Annotated in this window: 14 protein-coding genes and 2 pseudogenes; 6 read left to right on the top strand and 10 right to left on the bottom strand. The window is 75.0% G+C overall.

The annotated features are described in order from the left end of the window. On the bottom strand, positions 1-984 hold the full coding sequence (locus ACIRD3_RS03890; protein WP_402211161.1) for a PQQ-binding-like beta-propeller repeat protein: 984 nt from the start codon (positions 982-984) through the stop codon (positions 1-3). Positions 985-1,221: 237 nt separating this feature from the next. Here ACIRD3_RS03890 and ACIRD3_RS03895 point away from each other — a divergent pair, with 237 nt between their 5' ends. After that, on the top strand, positions 1,222-1,695 hold the full coding sequence (locus tag ACIRD3_RS03895; protein ID WP_402211164.1) for a hypothetical protein: 474 nt from the start codon (positions 1,222-1,224) through the stop codon (positions 1,693-1,695). 158 nt (positions 1,696-1,853) lie between these two features. Here ACIRD3_RS03895 and ACIRD3_RS03900 read toward each other — a convergent pair whose 3' ends face one another. Beyond that, positions 1,854-2,954, bottom strand: a complete 1,101-nt coding sequence (locus ACIRD3_RS03900) for a polyprenyl synthetase family protein (RefSeq protein WP_402211167.1) — start codon at positions 2,952-2,954, stop codon at positions 1,854-1,856. A gap of 190 nt (positions 2,955-3,144) precedes the next feature. Between ACIRD3_RS03900 and ACIRD3_RS03905 the strand changes: the two are divergent. Beyond that, positions 3,145-3,837: pseudogene (locus ACIRD3_RS03905) on the top strand (ABC transporter ATP-binding protein); the annotation flags it as partial. Between the two features lie 454 nt (positions 3,838-4,291). Next, positions 4,292-5,995 (top strand): phospholipase, encoded by a 1,704-nt coding sequence (locus ACIRD3_RS03910; RefSeq protein WP_402211169.1) that lies wholly within the window; start codon positions 4,292-4,294, stop codon positions 5,993-5,995. Between the two features lie 91 nt (positions 5,996-6,086). Here the strand turns inward: ACIRD3_RS03910 and ACIRD3_RS03915 are convergent, their stop codons facing one another. Further along, positions 6,087-6,614, bottom strand: coding sequence for a hypothetical protein (locus ACIRD3_RS03915; protein WP_402211172.1), 528 nt, complete (start codon positions 6,612-6,614; stop codon positions 6,087-6,089). A 180-nt stretch (positions 6,615-6,794) separates the two neighbouring features. On the opposite strand from ACIRD3_RS03915, the pseudogene ACIRD3_RS03920 reads away from it, so the two are divergent. Next, a pseudogene (locus ACIRD3_RS03920) lies at positions 6,795-7,427 on the top strand (alcohol dehydrogenase catalytic domain-containing protein); the annotation flags it as partial. Between the two features lie 42 nt (positions 7,428-7,469). Here the strand turns inward: ACIRD3_RS03920 and ACIRD3_RS03925 are convergent. The 7 genes from ACIRD3_RS03925 to ACIRD3_RS03955 all read right to left on the bottom strand — a co-directional run bounded on the left by ACIRD3_RS03925 (position 7,470) and on the right by ACIRD3_RS03955 (position 16,523). Then, on the bottom strand, positions 7,470-8,207 hold the full coding sequence (locus tag ACIRD3_RS03925) for a L,D-transpeptidase family protein (RefSeq protein ID WP_402211175.1): 738 nt from the start codon (positions 8,205-8,207) through the stop codon (positions 7,470-7,472). Between the two features lie 278 nt (positions 8,208-8,485). After that, positions 8,486-8,743: a hypothetical protein gene (locus ACIRD3_RS03930; protein ID WP_402211178.1), complete on the bottom strand. Its 258-nt coding sequence runs from the start codon at positions 8,741-8,743 to the stop codon at positions 8,486-8,488. A 99-nt stretch (positions 8,744-8,842) separates the two neighbouring features. Next, entirely contained in the window at positions 8,843-10,210 is a 1,368-nt protein-coding gene (locus ACIRD3_RS03935) for a nitrate/nitrite transporter (protein ID WP_402211180.1), read from the bottom strand. Continuing rightward, entirely contained in the window at positions 10,207-10,569 is a 363-nt protein-coding gene (gene nirD, locus ACIRD3_RS03940) for a nitrite reductase small subunit NirD (protein WP_402211183.1), read from the bottom strand. Before nirD ends, ACIRD3_RS03935 begins: the two co-directional genes overlap by 4 nt. Then, complete coding sequence (gene nirB, locus ACIRD3_RS03945; RefSeq protein WP_402211186.1) at positions 10,566-13,169, bottom strand: nitrite reductase large subunit NirB; 2,604 nt, start codon at positions 13,167-13,169, stop codon at positions 10,566-10,568. The genes nirD and nirB overlap by 4 nt, the downstream gene beginning before the upstream one ends. Continuing rightward, entirely contained in the window at positions 13,166-14,377 is a 1,212-nt protein-coding gene (locus ACIRD3_RS03950; RefSeq protein ID WP_402211189.1) for an NAD(P)/FAD-dependent oxidoreductase, read from the bottom strand. The genes nirB and ACIRD3_RS03950 overlap by 4 nt, the downstream gene beginning before the upstream one ends. 31 nt (positions 14,378-14,408) lie before the next feature. Continuing rightward, the gene (locus tag ACIRD3_RS03955; RefSeq protein ID WP_402211192.1) at positions 14,409-16,523 is read right to left on the bottom strand and encodes a molybdopterin oxidoreductase family protein; all 2,115 of its coding nucleotides are present in this window, start codon (positions 16,521-16,523) and stop codon (positions 14,409-14,411) included. 203 nt (positions 16,524-16,726) lie between these two features. On the opposite strand from ACIRD3_RS03955, the gene ACIRD3_RS03960 reads away from it, so the two are divergent. Both ACIRD3_RS03960 and ACIRD3_RS03965 read left to right on the top strand, forming a co-directional pair. Next, positions 16,727-17,851: a uroporphyrinogen-III synthase gene (locus tag ACIRD3_RS03960; RefSeq protein ID WP_402211943.1), complete on the top strand. Its 1,125-nt coding sequence runs from the start codon at positions 16,727-16,729 to the stop codon at positions 17,849-17,851. Next, positions 17,851-18,546, top strand: coding sequence for a sirohydrochlorin chelatase (locus tag ACIRD3_RS03965; RefSeq protein ID WP_402211195.1), 696 nt, complete (start codon positions 17,851-17,853; stop codon positions 18,544-18,546). Before ACIRD3_RS03960 ends, ACIRD3_RS03965 begins: the two co-directional genes overlap by 1 nt. Positions 18,547-18,664 lie beyond the last annotated feature (118 nt).

The following is an 18,664-nucleotide window of genomic DNA, read 5'->3' on the forward strand; positions in this document are numbered from 1 at the left end:
TCAGAGCCGCCATCCGCGCAGGCTGTTCCGGGTGACGGCCAGCAGCCGGCCCGCGCCCAGGTCCCGCAGGGCCGTGATCCGGCCGCCCAGCCGCTCCCGCCCGGCCACCCCGCCGTCGCCGTCCAGGTGGACCAGCGCGCCGTCCTCGGTGGCGACCGCCGCGCCCCCCGTCGTACCGACCACCCCGCGCGCCAGGGGGCGCCCTTCCACGCCGATCCGCCGTCGGCGCGCACCGTCCAGCGGATCGACCGCGACGTACCCGCCCCCGGAGCGCACCTCGCGCAGCCACAGCAGTCCGTCCACCGGTAGCGGCGCCTCGCCCAGCAGCGCGCCCTCGTGGGCCGGCAGCCGCTCGGCCCGTCCGCCCGCCGCTCGGAGCACCAGCACCGTCCCGCCGTCACAGACCACCGCGCAGCGGTCCGGGTCCACCACGGTGAACACCGCGTTCCCGTCGGCACCCGTCAGGGGTGCGGGGAGCCACCAGGACTCCAGCTCCCGCCCGTCCCGCGGATCGACCAGCCACGCCCGCCCGCCGTCGCCCAGCAGCAGCCCGCCGGCCCAGGCGACCGGCCGCTCCGTCATCGTGCGCGCCGCCGCCCGCCACAGCGGCCGACCGTCCGTCAGGTCGAACGCGTGCAGCGGCGTGTAGCCGCGCCAGCCGCCCACCAGCACCACGCCGTCGGCGACCGCGACCTGGCCGGTCCAATGCGCCACCTCGGCCCGCCAGAGCAGCTCCCCGGTGCCGAGGCTCAGGCAGGACAGCACCGGCCGATCCTGGGGCAGCACCAGCACCCGCTGCCCCACCACGACCAACGCCCGCGGCCAGGCGCCCACCGGGGCGTCCCACCGCAGTGCGCCGTCCGCCGCGCCCAGGCACACCAGCCGGGTGCGCCGCTCGTGCACCAGCACCCGCTCGCCCGCGACCGCCACCGTCGAGTACGCGCCCCGCTGGTGCAGCACCCGCTCCCACAACTCCGCGACCACCACGGCCCTCCCCGCCCGCCGACTCCTCGTCGGCGCCCGCCGAGCGGCGAACCGGTCAGCATACACCTGACGAGCGATCACCCCGACCGTCCTCACCCGTCACCCACTCGGGTGATCCGGCCGACGCCCGGCCCAACAGTCGGCCACAGCACGGACACTGGGCATCCCGGCACCTCGCCGAGAACCGCCCGGACCCACTGCCCGTCCCCACCCGTCCTCCCCCGCGGCAGGAGTGCCATGACCCCGCCCCGCACCGGCCCGACGACGGACCACCCCCCGGTCTCCGAGAGCGAACAGCTGCTGTTCGGCGGCCCGATGCGCTACGACTACGGCTGGGCCCGGCACGAGTTCGCGGGCGCCAAGGTGACCTTCGGGACGGTCGCCCGCCAGATGCCCCGCTTCCTGAGGCTGGCCGGGCAGCTGGCCTGGGCCGCCGACCGCACCGCGCTGGTGGCCCTGGTGGCGGCCGAGGTGCTGCGCGGCGTCGGGCTGACCGCGGGGGACGTGTACGCCTACCCGGCCGGGGGCCCGCGCGGGTTCCCCACGGCCACCTTCACGTCGAGCGCGCAGGAGTTCCGCCACCTCGTCGACATGCCGCTGACGCACGGTGTCACGTACTACGCGCACGTCAGCACCCGGCCGCCCGGTCAGGGGTCGCCGAACGCGGTGAACAACCCCGCCGTCACGGGTCACTCGGTCGCCATCCGCTGATCACCGGCCGACGCCACGGGCCCTGGCCTTTCCGCCGTCGAGCCCCACCTGCGGGGCGGCGCTCCCCGAGCTCTCGGGCGGGAGGTGCCCCGTACCGGCCCGCTGGTTGTTCGGGCGGACGACGGGGAATTGACGACGACCCTGGCGCCGTCCGGCTCTCACGCGCCCCGGCCCGCGCCCGCCGCGTGGTGACCGGTGGCGCGGAGGCGGGTGGTGGCCGGGGTCGAGGGGAGGAGGGGTTCGAGGGACTGCCAGGCGGTGGTGCAGAGGTGGTCGGCGTCGTCTTCGGCGGCCGTGGTGGCGCCGCAGGTGAGGAGGGTGCGGCGGGCCGTGTGGATGGCGGCGTCGGTGGCGTCGCCGTCGCGGACGGTGGTCCACAGGGCCTGGGCGGTGGGGCCGGGGAGCAGGGTGACGGCGTGGGCGAGGGGGAGGGTGACCTTGCCGTTGCGGAGGTCCTCGGCGGGGTGCTTGGTGAGGGTGCCGTCCTCGTCGGTGACGCCGCGCAGGTCGGCGACGTCGTCGCTGATCTGGTAGGCGGTGCCGATCGCTGTTCCCCAGTCCAGCAGGGCCCGGCAGAGGGCGGGGGAGGCCCCGGCGGCGAGGGCGGCGATCTGGCAGCACGCGCCCACCAGGGCACCGGACTTCAGCCGGTGGGTGGCGAGGACGAGTTCCAGCAGCGGGCCGTTGTCGCCGGTGGCGAGGGCGTGGTCCATCTCGCGACGGTGGCCCTGGATGTCGAGGGCCTGGCCGGCGTGGGCCGCCCGCAGTGCGGCGAGCAGGGCTTCGCGCATCCGGCCCCGCAGCGCCGGGTCGTCGGGGGCGCACAGGTCGATGGCCCGGTCGAAGGCGAAGTAGGCGCAGGTGCCCGCGGTCAGGGCGACGGGCAGGCCGTACACCTCGTGCGCGGCGGGTCTGGCGCGGCGCATCGGCGAGCCGTCCTGGACGTCGTCGACGACCAGCGAGCCGGTGTGGGCGAGTTCGAGGGCGGCCGCGAGGACACCGAACTGCTCGGCGTCGCCGCCGAGCAGTTCGACGATCTGGGTGAGCAGCCGGGGGCGCCACCGTTTGCCGCCCGCGTCCACCATGTGGCGTACGGGTTCGGCGAGGGCATGGTGCAGGCGGCGGTCGAGGGCCTGCGCGGTGCCGGCCGACAGGCCGTCGCCGTGCCCGCCGGGGAGCCAGGTGGCGAGTCCGCCGGGGGCGGGCGGGTAGAGCCGGTCCAGTTGGTGCTCGATCCCGGTGGGTGCTGCCATAACCATGCACAAACCATAGGGTTGGGCGCGGAGAACGGCGTGGACGAAACGCGGGTGGCCGGTCCCCGCCGACGCCGACCGGGGCCCGGGCACCGGGCGGCTGCGGTTCCCCCGGTGTTCAACCGCGTTCCACCGCGTGCTCCGGACGGCACCCCGTCAACGCCCTACCCCCCTCGGGGACTGGCGGGAAGGGCCTATGGACGACACGCAACTGGCCGTACGCGCACGCGGGTTGACGAAGTGCTTCGGTGACGTCGCGGCGCTCGACGGCGTCGGGTTCGAGGTCACGCCCGGGCGGATCCACGGGCCGGCCGGGCCGAACGGCGCCGGGAAGGCGACGCTGCTCGGGCTGCTGCTGGGACTGGCCGTCGCCGACGGCGGCGAGCTGGAGGTGCTGGGCCGGCCGGTCGGGCGGGCGTCGGCGCCGGACGGGGTGGCCGGGTTCGTGGACGGCCCCGGGCTGTACCCGTCGCCGAACGCGCGCCGGAACCTGGCCGCTCCGGCGGCACTGCGCGGCCCGGGCTCGCGAGCCGGGCGGATCGACGAGGTGCTGGCCGAGGTCGGGCTGTCGGAGGTCGCCGACGACCGGGTGCGCGGCTTCTCGCCGGGCATGCGCCAGCGCCTCGGACTGGCCGCGGCGCTGCTCACGGGCCCGCGGCTGCTGGTGCTCGACGAGCCGTCCAACGGGCTGGACCCGGCGGGCAAGCAGCACGCGCACGGCGCGCTGCGCCGGCTCGCGGCCGGCGGGGTGACGGTGGTGCTGTCCGGTCACCGGATGGACGACCCCGAATCACTGTGCGACGAGGTGGCGATCCTCGCCACCGAACGGGTCCGCTACTCCGGCCCGCTGGGCGGACTGGCGGACGGGCGCCGGGAGTTGGACCCGCGGCACGGCAGGCCGTCGCGGCCGAGTGGGAGGCCTGGAAGGCGCAGCAGCGGCTGACCGGCCCGACCGCGGTGCCGGACCGCGCGAGCCTGGCGCAGATGGACCACCTGGGTCTGGTGCCAGACGCACAACTGGACCACTCCGTCCCCGGGGGAGTCGGTGATCCACGCGCCGAAGGACGTGCCCGGCGCGTACCTGCCCGCCGCGGAGAACGACGGCTGATCGGCGGGCTGACCGCCGGCCGATCGGCGGCAGCGTCCCGTCGGAAATTCAAGATCACGCCCCGCACCGGTACCAACTCCGTTCCGGGACAAGATCGTTCATGCCGCGGACGGCGCCCGGGCCGGAGCTGCGGAGCCAATCTTGGCGCGATCCTGACATCACATCAGGTTACCCTTGAGTAATCCATTGGTGTCGCCCGGGTGAACACCCCCGGCCTGTCATGAAGGACCCGTACGTGCTCCGTCACCAGCCCCGCCGTTCCGGCCGCCGACTCGCCGGTACGGCGCTGGCCCTCGCCACCGCCGTCTGCGCGCTGCCCGTCGCCCCCGCGTTCGCCGAGCCGGCACCCGCGCCCGCCCCGGCCACCGGGGCGGTCGGCGCCACGGCCGCCGCCGCGCCGGCCGCGCAGGCCGACGCCACCCCGTTCCTGGACGCGGTGGAGCGGACCCTGCGTCAGGTGTCGCCCGGCCTGGAGGGCACGGTGTGGCAGCGCACGGCGGGCAACCGGCTCGACGCGCCGGCCGGCGACCCGGGCGGCTGGCTGCTGCAGACCCCCGGCTGCTGGGGCGACCCCTCCTGCACCGAGCGCACCGGCACCCGCCGACTGCTCGACAAGATGCGCGAGAACATCTCCCGGGCCACCCGGACCGTGGACATATCGACCCTCGCCCCCTTCCCGGAGGGCGCGTTCCAGGACGCCATCGCGGACGGCCTCAAGGCGTCCGTGGCCGCCGGGCACACCCCGCACGTACGGGTCCTCGCCGGGGCCGCGCCGCTGTACAACATCACCGCGCTCCCGTCGAAGTACCGGGACGACCTGGTGGCCAGGCTCGGCTCCGCCGCCGGCCGCGTCACCATCGAGGTCGCCTCGATGACCACCGCCAAGACCGCGTTCTCCTGGAACCACTCCAAGCTGCTGGTCGTCGACGGGCAGAGCGTCATCACCGGCGGGATCAACAACTGGAAGAACGACTACCTCGACACCGCCCACCCCGTCACCGACGTCGACCTCGCGCTGACCGGCCCGGCCGCCGCCTCCGCCGGCGCCTACCTGGACACCCTCTGGGACTGGACCTGCCGCAACACCGGCGTGTTCTCGGCCGCCTGGTTCGCCTCCACCAACGGCGCCGCCTGCACCCCCGACCTGGAGAAGCGCGCCAACCCGACGGCCGACCGGGTGCCCGCCACCGGCGGACAGCAGGTCATCGCCGTCGGCGGCCTCGGCGTCGGCATCCGCGACAAGGACCGCAGCTCCGCCTACCGCCCCGAGCCGGTGCCCACCGCCGACGACCTCACGTGCGGCCCGATCGGCCTGCACGACAACACCAACGCCGACCGGGACTACGAGACCGTCAACCCGGAGGAGAACGCCCTGCGCGCGCTGGTCGCCGGCGCCGGCAGCCGCATCGACATCTCCCAGCAGGACGTGACCGGCACCTGCCCGCCGCTGCCCCGCTACGACGCGCGCCTGTTCGACCTGCTCGCGGCCAAGATGGCCGAGGGCGTGAAGGTCCGCATCGTGGTCAGCGACCCGGGCAACCGGGGCACGGTCGGCAGCGGCGGCTACTCGCAGATCAAGTCCGTGAACGAGATCAGCGACACCCTCGCCGCCCGCCTCACCACCCGCCTGGGCGACCCGGCCCGGGCCAAGGCGACCATGTGCCAGAACCTCCAGCTCGCCCCGTTCCGCGCCGCGCCCACCGCGACCTGGGCCGACGGCCACCCGTACGCCCTGCACCACAAGCTGGTCTCGGTCGACGGAGCCGCCTTCTTCATCGGCTCCAAGAACCTCTACCCGGCCTGGCTGCAGGACTTCGGCTACGTCGTCGAGAACCGCACCGCCGCGGCGCAGCTCGACGAGCGGCTGCTCGCCCCGCAGTGGCAGTACTCGCAGACCGCCGCGACCTACGACTACACCCGCGGCCTCTGCCAGGGCTGACACCGACCGCCGGCCCCGCCCGGGGCCGGCACCCCGGACACATCGCGCTCGCGGGTACGGCCCGGGTCACCCTGGACCGGATCCGGGACGCTCACGGGAAGTACAGCGCGGCCTTCTCCAGGACGTGCGAGGTGAACATCCCGCCCCACGCGGCCCGCCCCCGGTACAGGGTGACCCGGGCCGTACCCCGAGCGGCCGGCTCCACCACGACGGGCCGGGCTATCAGCGTCGTCCCGAGCACCCGCCCGTCCGCGGCGGCCCACTGCGCCGCGGACGGGTGGACGCCGCTGCTGATCAGCGCGGGCAGGACCATCGCCGCGTTCCGGGCCCCGGCCACGCCGCTGCGGATCCCCTTCGCGTACTCCAGCGCCCATCCCGTGAACTCGGCCAGCGAACCGCCGTCGACCCCGGGCACGGCGGCGGCGAACACGAACAGTTCCACCTTGGTGCCCAGCCACCGCGCCTTGCGGTCCGACCGGCTGCCGACCACCACCCGGTGGCCCTGCCAGCCGGCCCGGGTGAGGTGCGTGCCGTCCGCCGTCAGGCGCTCTCGGACCCCCGCCAGGTAGGCGGTCGCCGGGTCGGCCGGGGCTGTCTCGTCATCCTGATGCTGCGTCATACCCGGATCCTCCAGCACGGGTGTGACATCGGGAAGGCCGAGGGCCTTCGGACCCGGGGGCGGAGCGGCAGCCCGCAGCCGTCCCGCTCGCGTGGAGAACCGTCCGGAGCCGCACCAAGCCGGTGGGGTCAGCAGGCGCGGGCCCAGCCCTCGCGCCGCCCCGGACGGAAGGGTTCCCCGATGGCTGCCACCGACACCCCCCGCCCCGCCTCCCAGGCCTCCGGCACGTCACGCGCCGTCCTGATCGCCTCCCCGGGCGGCACGTCCGAGCTGGCCGAGATACCGCTCCGCGAGCCGGGGCCCGGTGCCGTGCGCATCACCGTCGAGGCGTGCGGCGTCTGCCACTCCGACCTGCTGATCGCCGCCGGAGCCCTGCCCGGCACCACCTTCCCGGTCACCCCCGGTCACGAGATCGCCGGCCGGATCGACGCCCTCGGCGAGGGCGTGGAGGGCTGGAAGCCCGGCGACCGGGTGGCCGTCGGCTGGTACGGCGGCAGCTGCGGACGCTGCGACGCCTGCCGCACCGGTGACGCCATCCACTGCCCCGAGCTCGCCGTCCCCGGCGCGGCCTTCCCCGGCGGCTACGCCGACAGCGTCGTCGTCCCGGTGATGGCCCTGGCCGCGATCCCCGACGAGCTGACGGCCGTCGAGGCCGCGCCGCTGGCCTGCGCCGGGATCACCGTCTTCAACGCGCTGCGCCGCTCCGCCGCCGGGCCCGGTGACACCGTGGCCGTCCTGGGCCTGGGCGGGCTGGGCCACCTGGGTGTGCAGTTCGCCCGGGCGATGGGCTTCCGCACCGTCGCCACCGCCCGCTGACCCCCCGCCTCCCCGCCCCCACCGCACCGCACCGTCGTCCTAGCCGATGGCGATGACCGGGTGGTCGGCGGGGTCGATCCAGCGCATCGTCCGGGTCATGAAGGCGGCGGGGACGGCGACGCAGCCGCCGGTGGCGTCGGCCCGGGTGCCGAGGTCGTGGAGGAAGATCCCGGCACCGCGGCCCTTCACGACGGGGGCGGTGTTGAAGTCGACGACCAGGACGTTGTCGTACTGGACCGGGTGGTCGACGAGGTGCTCGCTGCCCAGGGGACCCTCTTCGGTGAGGTGGAAGCCGCCCTCGGTGTCGGTGCGCATGCGGTTGTAGTGGGCGGAGGAGGGGTCCTGGACCCACCAGTCGTGCGTGGTGACGCGGTGGTAGGGCATCCTCGTGCCCGGGTCGGGGGCGAGGCCGAAGGCCTGGGTGAGGGTGTAGGTGCCGGTGGGTGTGGTGCCGGTGCCCTGGACGCGGGTGAGGCCGTCGCGGAGTCCGCCGTACCCGATCCGTGCCTCGGCCGTGGATTCGACGGGCCGCCAGGCGCCGTCCCGCCCGTCCCACAGGGTCACCGCGGCACGGGTGCCCTCGGCCTTGACGGTGATGACCTGACGGGCCGCGCCGAGTGCCACCGGCACGGGGAACGGGCCTCGGGCGGCCTGCGCGCCGTGGGCGGGGCCCGCACCGGCCACCGTGACGGCGATGCCGAGCGCGACGGCCAGCGCCGCGCAGCGGCCGGCCGCTGAGCCAGGGCGGGTGGCGAGGAGTCTCGGGGGGACGGTCATCGAGGGTCCTTTCCGGTGTGGACGAGGGGTCGGACGGGGGTTGGCACGCGTGCGGCGGCCGATGCCCCGCATCCGCCGGACCGACAGGCCGTCAGACCGGCGACGCACAGCACCCCGCAGCCGTGACACCACCCTCCGCAACGGGATCGTGTCCGGACACCCAGCATGGCGGCACTTCCGCCACTCCGCTTCCGGCCGACGCCGACGTGGGCCTGAACAGCTCAAACGCTGATGGCCGACGAGGATCGCGGCCTCGTCGGCCATCAGTGCTTGTGGCGTCAGCCGGGCGGGCGGATCTCGGGGACGAGCGCAGTGGCGCATCCTCGTCGTCGGCCCGCCGGAGGTGGTGTGGGCGGCGAGGGCTTCGGCCGGTCGCGCGAAGGCTCGGCCACCACGGTCATCAGGGTGACCACCGCCTCAGCCTCGATGTGCTCGCTCGCGGCGCCCAGGCGCAGCAGCTCCAGGTAAGGGTCGGGCCGGGGGTCCTGGCCGAGCGGGACCTTCAGGACCTGCTGCGCGGCTTCCTTCGCCCCCACCGGGTCCTCCTCGTGCGGCTGGGAACGCCGGGAAGGCCGGCCCGGTCAGCCTGGCTCACGCCACCCGGCGTGCGTCACCCGGCGCACGGGAGACCGGCCTCACGCCGACTGCCGCACCAGCCCCGCCCGCGCGGCGCCCGGCCGCAGCCAGACGAGCCAGGTGAGCGCCGAGCACGCCAGGTACGCCGCCAGGAAGCCGACGTACGCGGCGTCCCCGTTGTGGCTGGCCTGGAACGACTGTCGGAAGGCGAGGTTGACGAGCACCCCGCCGAACGCCCCGATCGCCCCCGCGAGCCCGATGAGCGCGGCGGAGCGCCGCCGGGCGTCGGCCTCCGCCATCGCCGGGTCGGCGCCCGCGGCGACGGCGGTGCGGGCCCGGCTCTGGTAGTGCGCGGGGATCATCTTGTACGTCGAGCCGTTGCCGATCCCGCTGAGCACGAACAGCGCGATGAACCCGGCGAGGAACAGGGGCAGCGAGCCCGCCCGGGATGCGGCGAGCACGGCGGCCGTCCCGGCGCCCATCGCCGCGAACGTCGCGAGCGTGACGCGCGCCCCGCCCCAGCGGTCGGCGAGCCGCCCGCCGACGGGCCGCAGCAGCGAGCCGAGCAGCGGTCCGAGGAAGGTGAGCGCGGCGGCCTTGACCGGGGTGTCGAACCGGTCGTGGAACTGCACCTGGAGCACCTGTCCGAAGGCGAAGCCGAACCCGATGAACGAGCCGAAGGTGCCGATGTACAGCGCCGACACGGCCCAGCCGTACGGGTCCCGGGCCACCTCGCGCAGCGCCCGGCCCTCCTTCGAACCGGACAGCGGCACCGCCAGGTTGTCCATCTTCCACCACGCCCCCGCCGCCGCGAGCACGATCAGCGGCAGGTAGATCAGTGGCAGTAGCCGCGGATGGGCCGCGCCCGCGGTGCCGAGGACGAGCAGCCCGAGCAGCTGCACCGCCGGTACGCCGAGGTTGCCGCCCCCCGCGTTGATGCCGAGCGCCCAGCCCTTGAGCCGGTGCGGGTAGAAGGCGTTGATGTTGGCCATCGAGGAGGCGAAGTTGCCGCCGCCGACGCCGGCCACGCAGGCGACCGCGAGAAGCGTCCCGTACGGGACGCCGGGCTTCAGGGCGAGCGCCGCGAGCGTGGTCGGCACGAGCAGCAGCAGAGCGCTGATCACCGTCCAGTTCCGCCCGCCGAACCGCGCGACGGCGAAGGTGTACGGCAGGCGCAGCAGCGCGCCGAGCGCGGTGGGGAGCGCAGTGAGCGTGAACTTGCCCGCGGTGTCGATGTGGTACTCGGGCCCGAGGAACAGCACGAGCACCGACCACAGGCTCCACACCGAGAAGCCGATGTGCTCGGACAGGACGGAGAAGACGAGGTTGCGCCGGGCGATGCGGGCGCCGGAGCGCTGCCAGAACTCCTCGTCCTCCGGGTCCCAGCCGCGCAGGTCGGCCGGTCTGGTCCCGACGGCGGTCGTCACCGCGCACCTCCCGCGACCCGGACCGGCCACACCTTCAGGACGGCCGGGCTGCCGTCGGGGGCGGTGTCCTCGTCGAGGCAGCGGCCGTCGGTGAGGTCGAAGACGTGCTTGTACATGGGCGAGGCGAGGGTCGGCCGGTCGCCGCGGCTGCCGAGCAGGCCGCGGGAGAGCACCTGGGCGCCGCTGAACGGGTCGAGGTTGTCGACGGCGTACAGCGTCCCGGCGCGGTCGACGAACACGGCGACCTGGTGGCCGTCGGCGGCCCCACCGATCAGGGCGGTGACGCCGCGGCCGGGCTGCAGGTCGGCGAGGGTGCAGACGGCGTGCCAGCGGGTGCCGTCGTGGATCTGAACGGTCACGGGGTGAGCACCTCCAGTCGGGCTCCGGCGACGAGCACCGGGGCGGTGGGGCCGGTGAGGGTGGAGAGGGGCCGCCCCTCCTCGCCGGGGCGGGCGGGGCGGATCTGGCCGCGTTCGGGGACGAAGGTCACGGCCGGGTCGGGCGTTCCGGGGGCGTTGACGAAGGAGGAGAAGCGACGCATCCGGTCGGGGTCGGCCAGGGTCTCGGCCCATTCGTCCCGGTAGTTGCCGATGTGGCGGGCCATCAGGTCGTCGAGCTCGGCGGCGATGCCGAGCGAGTCGTCGAGGACGACGGCCCGCAGGTGGTCGAGGCCGCCCTCCAGGCGCTCCAGCCAGACCGAGGTGCGCTCCAGCCGGTCGGCGGTGCGGATGTAGAACATCAGGTAGCGGTCGATGGTGCGGATGAGCGTCTCGCGGTCGAGGTCGGCGGCGAGCAGGTCGGCGTGCCGGGGCGTCATGCCGCCGTTGCCGCCGACGTAGAGGTTCCAACCCGCCGAGGTGGCGATGATGCCGAAGTCCTTGCTCTGCGCCTCCGCGCACTCGCGGGCGCAGCCGGAGACGGCGGCCTTGAGTTTGTGCGGGGAGCGCAACCCCCGGTAGCGGAGCTCCAGTTCGATGGCGAGCGTGGTGGAGTCCTGGACGCCGTAGCGGCACCAGGCATCGCCGACGCAGGACTTCACGGTGCGCAGCGACTTGCCGTAGGCGTGCCCGGACTCGAACCCCGCGTCGACCAGCTTCCGCCAGATCACCGGGAGTTCGTCGACGGTGGCGCCGAACATGTCGATCCGCTGGCCGCCGGTGATCTTGGTGTAGAGGCCGTGGTCGCGGGCGATCTCGCCGATCGCGATGAGGCCCTCGGGGGTGATCTCGCCGCCGGGCACGCGCGGGACGACTGAGTAGGAGCCGTTGCGCTGGAGATTGGCGAGGAAGTGGTCGTTGGAGTCCTGGAGGGCGCCCTGCTCGCCGTCGAGGATGTGGCCGTTGCCGAGGCTGGCCAGGATGGAGGCGACGGTGGGCTTGCAGACCTCGCAGCCCTCGCCGCTGCCGTGCCGCTCTAGCAGGTCGGAGAAGGCGGTGATGCCGGTGACGCGGACGATCTCGTACAGCTCGGCGCGGGTGTGCGCGAAGTGCTCGCACAGGCCCTTGTCGGTGCTGACGCCGGCCGCCTCCAGCTCCTCGGTGACGACGGTGCCGAGCATCTTGACGCAGCTCCCGCAGCCGGTGCCGGCCCGGGTGCACTTCTTGACGGCGGCGACGCTGTCGCAGTTCTGGTCACGGACGGCGGCGCGGACGGCGCCCTGCGTCACGTTGTGGCAGGAGCAGAGCACCGCGTCGTCGGGCAGCGCGACCGGCCCGGTGTCGGCGAACCCGGCGGGCAGGACGAGCTGTTCGGCTGGGACGGTGAGCGGCTTGCCGGCCACCGCGAGCGAGCGCAGCGTGCCGTAGGCGTCGGTGTCGCCGACCAGGACGCCGCCGAGCAGGGCGCCGTCCGGGCCGATGACGAGCTTGCGGTAGACGCCGCCGCGGCTGTCGCTGTAGAGCACGTCGCACGCGCCCTCGGCGGTGCCGTGCGGGTCGCCGAAGCTGGCGACGTCGACACCGAGGAGCTTGAGCTTGGTGGAGGTGTCGGCACCGGTGAAGCCCCCGGCGGGCAGTTCCGCGAGGGTACGGGCGGCGGTCTCGGCCATCTGGTAGCCGGGGGCGACGAGGCCGTAGACGCGACCGTCGACGGCCTGGGCGCACTCGCCGATGGCGAGGACCGCCGGGTCGACGGTGCGGCAGTGCTCGTCGACGACGATGCCGCCGCGGGCGCCGACCGGCAGGTCGCAGTCCCGGGCGAGCTGGTCGCGGGCGCGCACGCCGGCCGAGAACACCACGAGGTCGGCGGCGAGTTCTCGGCCGTCCGAGAGAGCGAGCCCGGTGACCCGGCCGTCCTCGCCGGTGACGACGCCGCTCGCGCCGGCGCTGGTGTGCACCGTCACGCCGAGGTCCTCGATCTTGCGGCGGAGCACGGCGCCGCCGCCGTCGTCGACCTGCACGGCCATCAGGCGGGGCGCGAACTCGACGACGTGGGTGGTGAGGCCGCCGGCCCGCAGCGCGCCGGCGGCCTCCAGGCCGAGCAGGCCGCCGCCGACGACGACGCCGGTGCGGGCTTCCTCCGCTCCTGCGCGGATCGCGTCGACGTCCTCGATGGTGCGGTAGACGTGGCAGCCGGGGGCGTCCTTGCCGGGTACCGGCGGGACGAACGGGACCGAGCCGGTGGCCAGCACGAGCGCGTCATAGCGGAGTTCGGCACCGGACCGGGTGGTGACGGTCCGCCCGGCCCGGTCGATCGCGGTGACCGGGTCGCCGAGGCGCAGGTCGATGCCGTGCTCGGAAAGGAAGCCGGGCGGGCACAGCGAGAGGTCCTCGGCGGTGCGGCCGTCGAACAGCGCGCTCAGGTGCACCCGGTCGTACGCGGGCCGGGGTTCCTCGGCGAGCACGGTGACCCGCCAGTCGGCCGCGGCGGGGTGCGCGGTGAACGCCTCCAGGAAGCGCTGGCCGACCATGCCGTGGCCGACCAGGACCAGGTCCCGGATGCTCCGGGGGGCTGGGGTCATCGCGATACTCCTCGGGTGAGCAGGTGCAGGGGGTGGCCGCCGAGCGGTCCTCCGCTCTCGAAGGCGCCGGCCAGCGCGTCCACGGTGGCCAAGTCGCCGAGCAGGATCGCGCCGACCAGGCGGTCGCCGCGCAGGACCAGCTTCTTGTAGCTGCCGCGGGTCGCGTCGGCGATCCGCAGGACGTCGAGTCCGGGGTCGAGGGCCTCGTCCACGGCGCCGAAGGCCGCGTACTCCAGGTCACCGGTGCTGAGCCGGGTGCGCCGGAGGCTGCCGGTGTAGCGGGCGTCCGGGTCGGCGCCGGACAGCCGCCGGGCGAGCACGTCGGCCTGCTCCCAGGCGGGGCCGGCCAGGCCGTGCACGGCGCCGCGGTGCTCGGCGCAGTCGCCGATCGCGGACACGTGCGGGGCGGCGGTGGCGAGCCGGTCGTCCACCAGGATCCCGGTGCCGACCGCCAGCCCGGCGCCGTACGCGAGGGCGGTGCGCGGGCGGGTGCCACAGGCCAGCACCACCAGGTCGCAGTCGAGCCGGTAGCCGTTGGCCAGTTCCACCGCACCGACTCTCTCCCCGCCGCGGACGGCGCGGGCGCGGTTGCCGGCGTAGGTCTCGACGCCGAGCGCGAGCAGCCGCTCCCGCAAGACCTCGGCCGCCCCGCCGTCCAGATGACGCTCGATCAGATGCGGTCCCTGGTGCACGATTTCGGTGCGGACGCCGAGCGCTGCGAGCGCCCGGGCGGCGCTCACGCCGAGCACCCCGCCGCCGATCACCACCGCGCGTTTCGCGGTGACGGCCTCCTCGGCGAGCCGCCCGCAGTCCGCCAGCGTGCGCAGGGTGTGGACGCCCTCGGCGAGGCCCAGGCCGTCGGGGCGGCGCAGCCCCCGCACCGGCGGCAGCACCGGGTTGGAGCCGGTCGCGAGGACGAGCTCGTCCCACGGCTCGACGGTGCCGTCGGCCAGGGTCAGCGTGCGGGCGGCCGGGTCGAGGGCCACCACCTCGCAGCCGGGCCGGGCCTCGGCGCCGCCGAGCGGTAGCGCGATCGACTCGGCGTCGTAGCGCCCGGTCAGGACGTCCGCGAGCAGCACGCGGTTGTAGGGCGCGCGTGGCTCGGCACCGTAGACGGTCGCACTGCCGGGCCCGCCGAGCGCGCCGTAGCGCTCGGCGAAGCGGGCGCCGGCCATGCCGCCTCCGACGACGGCGATCCTCGGGGTCATCGGGTCACCGGGGTCTTCTGGGTCACCGGGGTCATCGGGCTGCCTCCTCTTGGATCCGTTCCACGCGGACGGCGCACAGCTTGAACTCCGGCATCCGGGACACCGGGTCGAGCGCGGGGTTGGTCAGGCTGTTCGCCCGGCCCGCGCCCGGCCAGTGGAAGGGCATGAACACCGTGTCCGCCCGGATCGCGTCGGTGATCCGCGCCGGGGCCACCGCCCGTCCGCGCCGGCTGGTCACCGCCACGGGCTCGCCCTCGGCCACCCCGAGCCGCTCGGCGAGCCGCGGGTGCAGCTCGACGAACGGGCCGGGCGCGGCCCTGGTCAGCTCGGCCACCCGGCGGGTCTGCGCGCCGCTCTGGTACTGGGCCAGCACCCGGCCGGTGGTCAGGAAGAGCGGGTACTCCTCGTCCGGTTCCTCGCCGGCCGGGCGGTGGGTGACGGCCGCGAAGCGGGCCCGGCCGTCCGGCGTCGCGTACCGGTCGAGGAAGAGCCGCCTGGTGCCCGGGTGGTCCTCGGACGGGCAGGGCCAGAACACGCCGTCCTCCGCCGCGATCCGCTGGTAGCTGATGCCCGCGTAGTCGGCGTCACCGCCGGCCGAGGCACGGCGCAGCTCGTCGAAGGCCTCCTCGGCGTCCGTCGGGAAGCCGGTCGCGACGCCCAGGCGGGCGGCCAGTTCGTGCAGCACCCACAGCTCGCTGCGGACGCCCTCCGGCGGGTCGAAGGCGCGGCGGCGCAGGATGACCCGGCCCTCCAGGTTCGTGGTGGTGCCGTCCTCCTCCGCCCACTGCGTCACGGGCAGCACGACGTCCGCGAGGCGGGCCGTCTCGGACAGCACCAGGTCGGCGACGACCAGCAGGTCCAGCGTGCGCAGGCGCTCGGTGACGTGGCCGGCATTCGGCGCGGACACGGCCGGGTTGGAGCCGGCCAGCAGCAGCGCCCGGACGCCGTCCGGTCGGCCGAGGCCCTCCAGCAGCTCGTACGCCGACACGCCCGGGCCGGGGATGCTCTCCGCCGGGACGCCCCAGACGCCGGCGACGTGCGCCCGGGCGGCCGGGTCCTCGATCGAGCGGTAGCCGGGCAACTGGTCGGCCTTCTGGCCGTGTTCGCGTCCGCCCTGTCCGTTGCCCTGCCCGGTCAGGCAGCCGTAGCCGCTGAACGGGCGGCCGGAGTGGCCGGTCGCCAGGCACAGGTTGATCCACGCACTGACGGTGTCGGTGCCTTTGCTCTGCTGCTCGGGGCCGCGCGCGGTGAGCACCATGCCGGTCGCGGCGGTGCCGAACAGCCTTGCAGCCTCCCGCATGTGGTGGGCCGGCACGCCGGTGATCCGCTCGACGCGGTCCGGCCAGTGCGCCATCGCGGACTCGCGGGCCGCCTCGAAGCCGGCGGTCCGTCCGGCGACGAAGTCCCTGTCCACCAGACCGTCGGCGATCACCAGGTGCAGCAGGCCCAGCGCGAGCGCCAGGTCGCCGCCGGGGCGGGGCTGCAGGTGCAGGTCCGCGAGCTCGGCGGTCCGGGTGCGGCGCGGGTCGACGACGATCAGCGTGCCGCCGTTCTCCCGCAATTCACGGAAGTAGCGGACGGCCGGCGGCATCGTCTCGGCCGGGTTGCCGCCGACCAGGATCAGACAGCCGGTGTGCGGGATGTCCTCCAGCGGGAACGGCAGGCCACGGTCCAGTCCGAAGGCCCTGCGGTGCGCGGCCGCCGCCGAGGACATGCAGAACCGACCGTTGTAGTCGATGTTCGCGGTGCGCAGCACCACCCGGGCGAACTTGCCCAGCAGGTAAGCCTTCTCGTTCGTCAGCCCGCCCCCGCCGAACACGCCCACCGCGTCCGGACCGTACCGCTCGCGCACCCGGGCGAGCCCGCCCGCCACGCGGTCCAGCGCCTCCGGCCAACCCGCCGCCCGCAGCGGCCCGCCGGGGCGGTCGCGCAGCAGCGGGCCGGCGAGACGGACGTCCCGGGCGAGCACCGCCGCCGCCGAACGGCCCTTGCCGCACAGCGCGCCGCGGTTCACCGGGAACTCCGGCCGCTCAAGCACCTCGGCCACGCCGTCGACACCGGCCAGCCGCATGCCGCACTGCAGCGAGCAGTACGGGCAGTGGGTGTCGGTGGGCGGCGGCGGGGCCGGTGATCCGGTGGGGTTCATGCCGAGGAATGTCGTCCTCCGCTGTTTCGCCGCCGCGTCACGCGTGTTGCGGGCGCGGTACGCCTCCCTCACGCCCGTGGGGCCGCAGTGTGCGCAGCAGGGGACATTGGCCGTAACCGGAGCAGCGGGTTCGCTTACCCGGGGGTGACGGGCGGGCAACACCCCCGTAACGTGTGCGCCGCACGCTGACCCGCATGGCGAGCATGGCAAACCCCACCACCCGGCCCGGGCCACTCACCGGCTTCACCGTCGGAGTGACCGCGGCGCGCCGCCGCGAGGAACTCGTGGCGCTCCTCACCCGACGCGGCGCGCAGGTGATCGAGGCGCCCGTGCTGCGCATCATGCCGCTCGCCGACGACCTCGCCCTGCGCGAGGCCACCGAGCGGTGCCTGGCCGCCCCGCTCGACTACGTCGTCGCCACTACCGGCGTCGGCTGGCGCGGCTGGATGAGTGCCGCCGAGGGGTGGGGCCGCGGCGCCGCCCTCGCGGAGGCCTGCCGGGGCGCGGTCGTCCTCAGCCGGGGCCCCAAGGCCACCGGCGCGGTCCGGGCCAGCGGCGTCTCCGAGGTCTTCTCTCCCAGCACCGAAGCCACCGGCGAGCTCCTCACCTGGCTGCTCGGCCGCCCCCTCGACGGCCGTCGGATCGCGGTCCAGGAACACGGCCTGCGGCTCGACGCCTTCGCGGCGGCGCTGCGCGAGCGCGGCGCCGAGGTGATCTCCGTTCCCGTCTACCAGTGGGCCCCGCCGGACGACATGGCCCCGGTGCGACGGCTCGTCGACCAGACCGTCAGGCGCCAGGTGCACGCGCTCACCTTCACCAGCGCACCCGCCGTCGCCGCCTTCCTCGCCACGGCGGAGGCCGAGGGCCTGCGCGAACCCGTCCTCGACGCCCTGCGCGGGGACGTCCTGTCCGTGTGCGTCGGAGCCCTGTGCGCCCGTCCGCTCGCGGACCTCGGCCTGCCGACGGTCCACCCGGAACGCGGCCGGCTCGGCTCGCTCGTCCGCCTGCTCGCGGAGACCCTGCCCACCCTCGGCAGACGCGAGATCCCGCTGTCCGACGTGGTGCTGACGCTCCAGGGCAACGCGGCCCTGGTCGACGGCAGGAGCCACGTCCTCAGCCCCCGCGGCGCCGCTGTCCTCCGCGCCCTCGCCGAACGCCCGGGCCGCGTACTGAGCCGCGCCGATCTCCTGCGCGTGGCCTGGCCTGACGTGACCGCGGACGAACACGCGGTGGAGGCGGCCGTCGGACGGCTGCGCGCGGCGCTCGGACCGCACGCGGGGCTCATCCGGACGGTGCCCAAGCGGGGCTACCGGTTGGCGGCCGGCTGATGCTGCTGGCCGTCGCACACGGGAGCCGGGACGCTTCCTCCTCCGCCACGATTCACGCCCTGCTGCGTCGTGTTCGCACGCTCCGTCCTGAACTTCAGGTCCAGTACGGCTTCCTGGACCTGAACCGCCCGTCTCTTCCTCGCGCCTTGTCCCAACTACGCGGCGAGCAGCCGATCCTGGTCCCCCTGCTCCTGAGCACCGGCTACCACGTGCGCGTGGACATCCCGGCCGCAGTGGCCGCCGCCGGCCTCCCCCCATCCCAGGTCGCCCGCGCACTCGGCCCACACCCGCTGCTCGCCGAAGCCCTCGCAGCGAGGCTGGCCGAGACCGGCGCCAGGCCCGAAGCCCCGGTGGTCCTCGCCGGCGCGGGCTCGTCCGACCCGACCGCCATCGCCGACACGACCCGGATGGCACACCTCCTGGCACGCCGCCTGGGCCGCCCGGTGACCCCCGCCCACCTGTCCGCCACGGGCCCCACCCCACACGAGGCAGTGGCCGCCCTGCGCGCGGCCGGCCACCCCGACGTCGCCGTAGCCACCTACCTCTTGGCCCCCGGCTTCTTCGCCCGCCGAGCCGCCACGACGCAAGCCAGGTGGACGAGCCCTCCACTGGCGGCCCACGACGCCGTAGCCCGCCTCATCCTCCACCGCTACGACGAGGCCCGCGCCGCGACGGCACTGCCCCGGGCCGCCTGAGTCCGAGCTCTCCGCGAGTCCCGTCGCGACCATCCCGCGCCAGACGACCTGATCCCGCTCATGAGCAAAGAGATCCAGCACCTGTTCACCGCACCGATCGCGCGACGAGTCCACGACT

This window comes from Kitasatospora sp. NPDC093550, from assembly GCF_044764985.1.
Taxonomy (GTDB): domain Bacteria; phylum Actinomycetota; class Actinomycetes; order Streptomycetales; family Streptomycetaceae; genus Kitasatospora.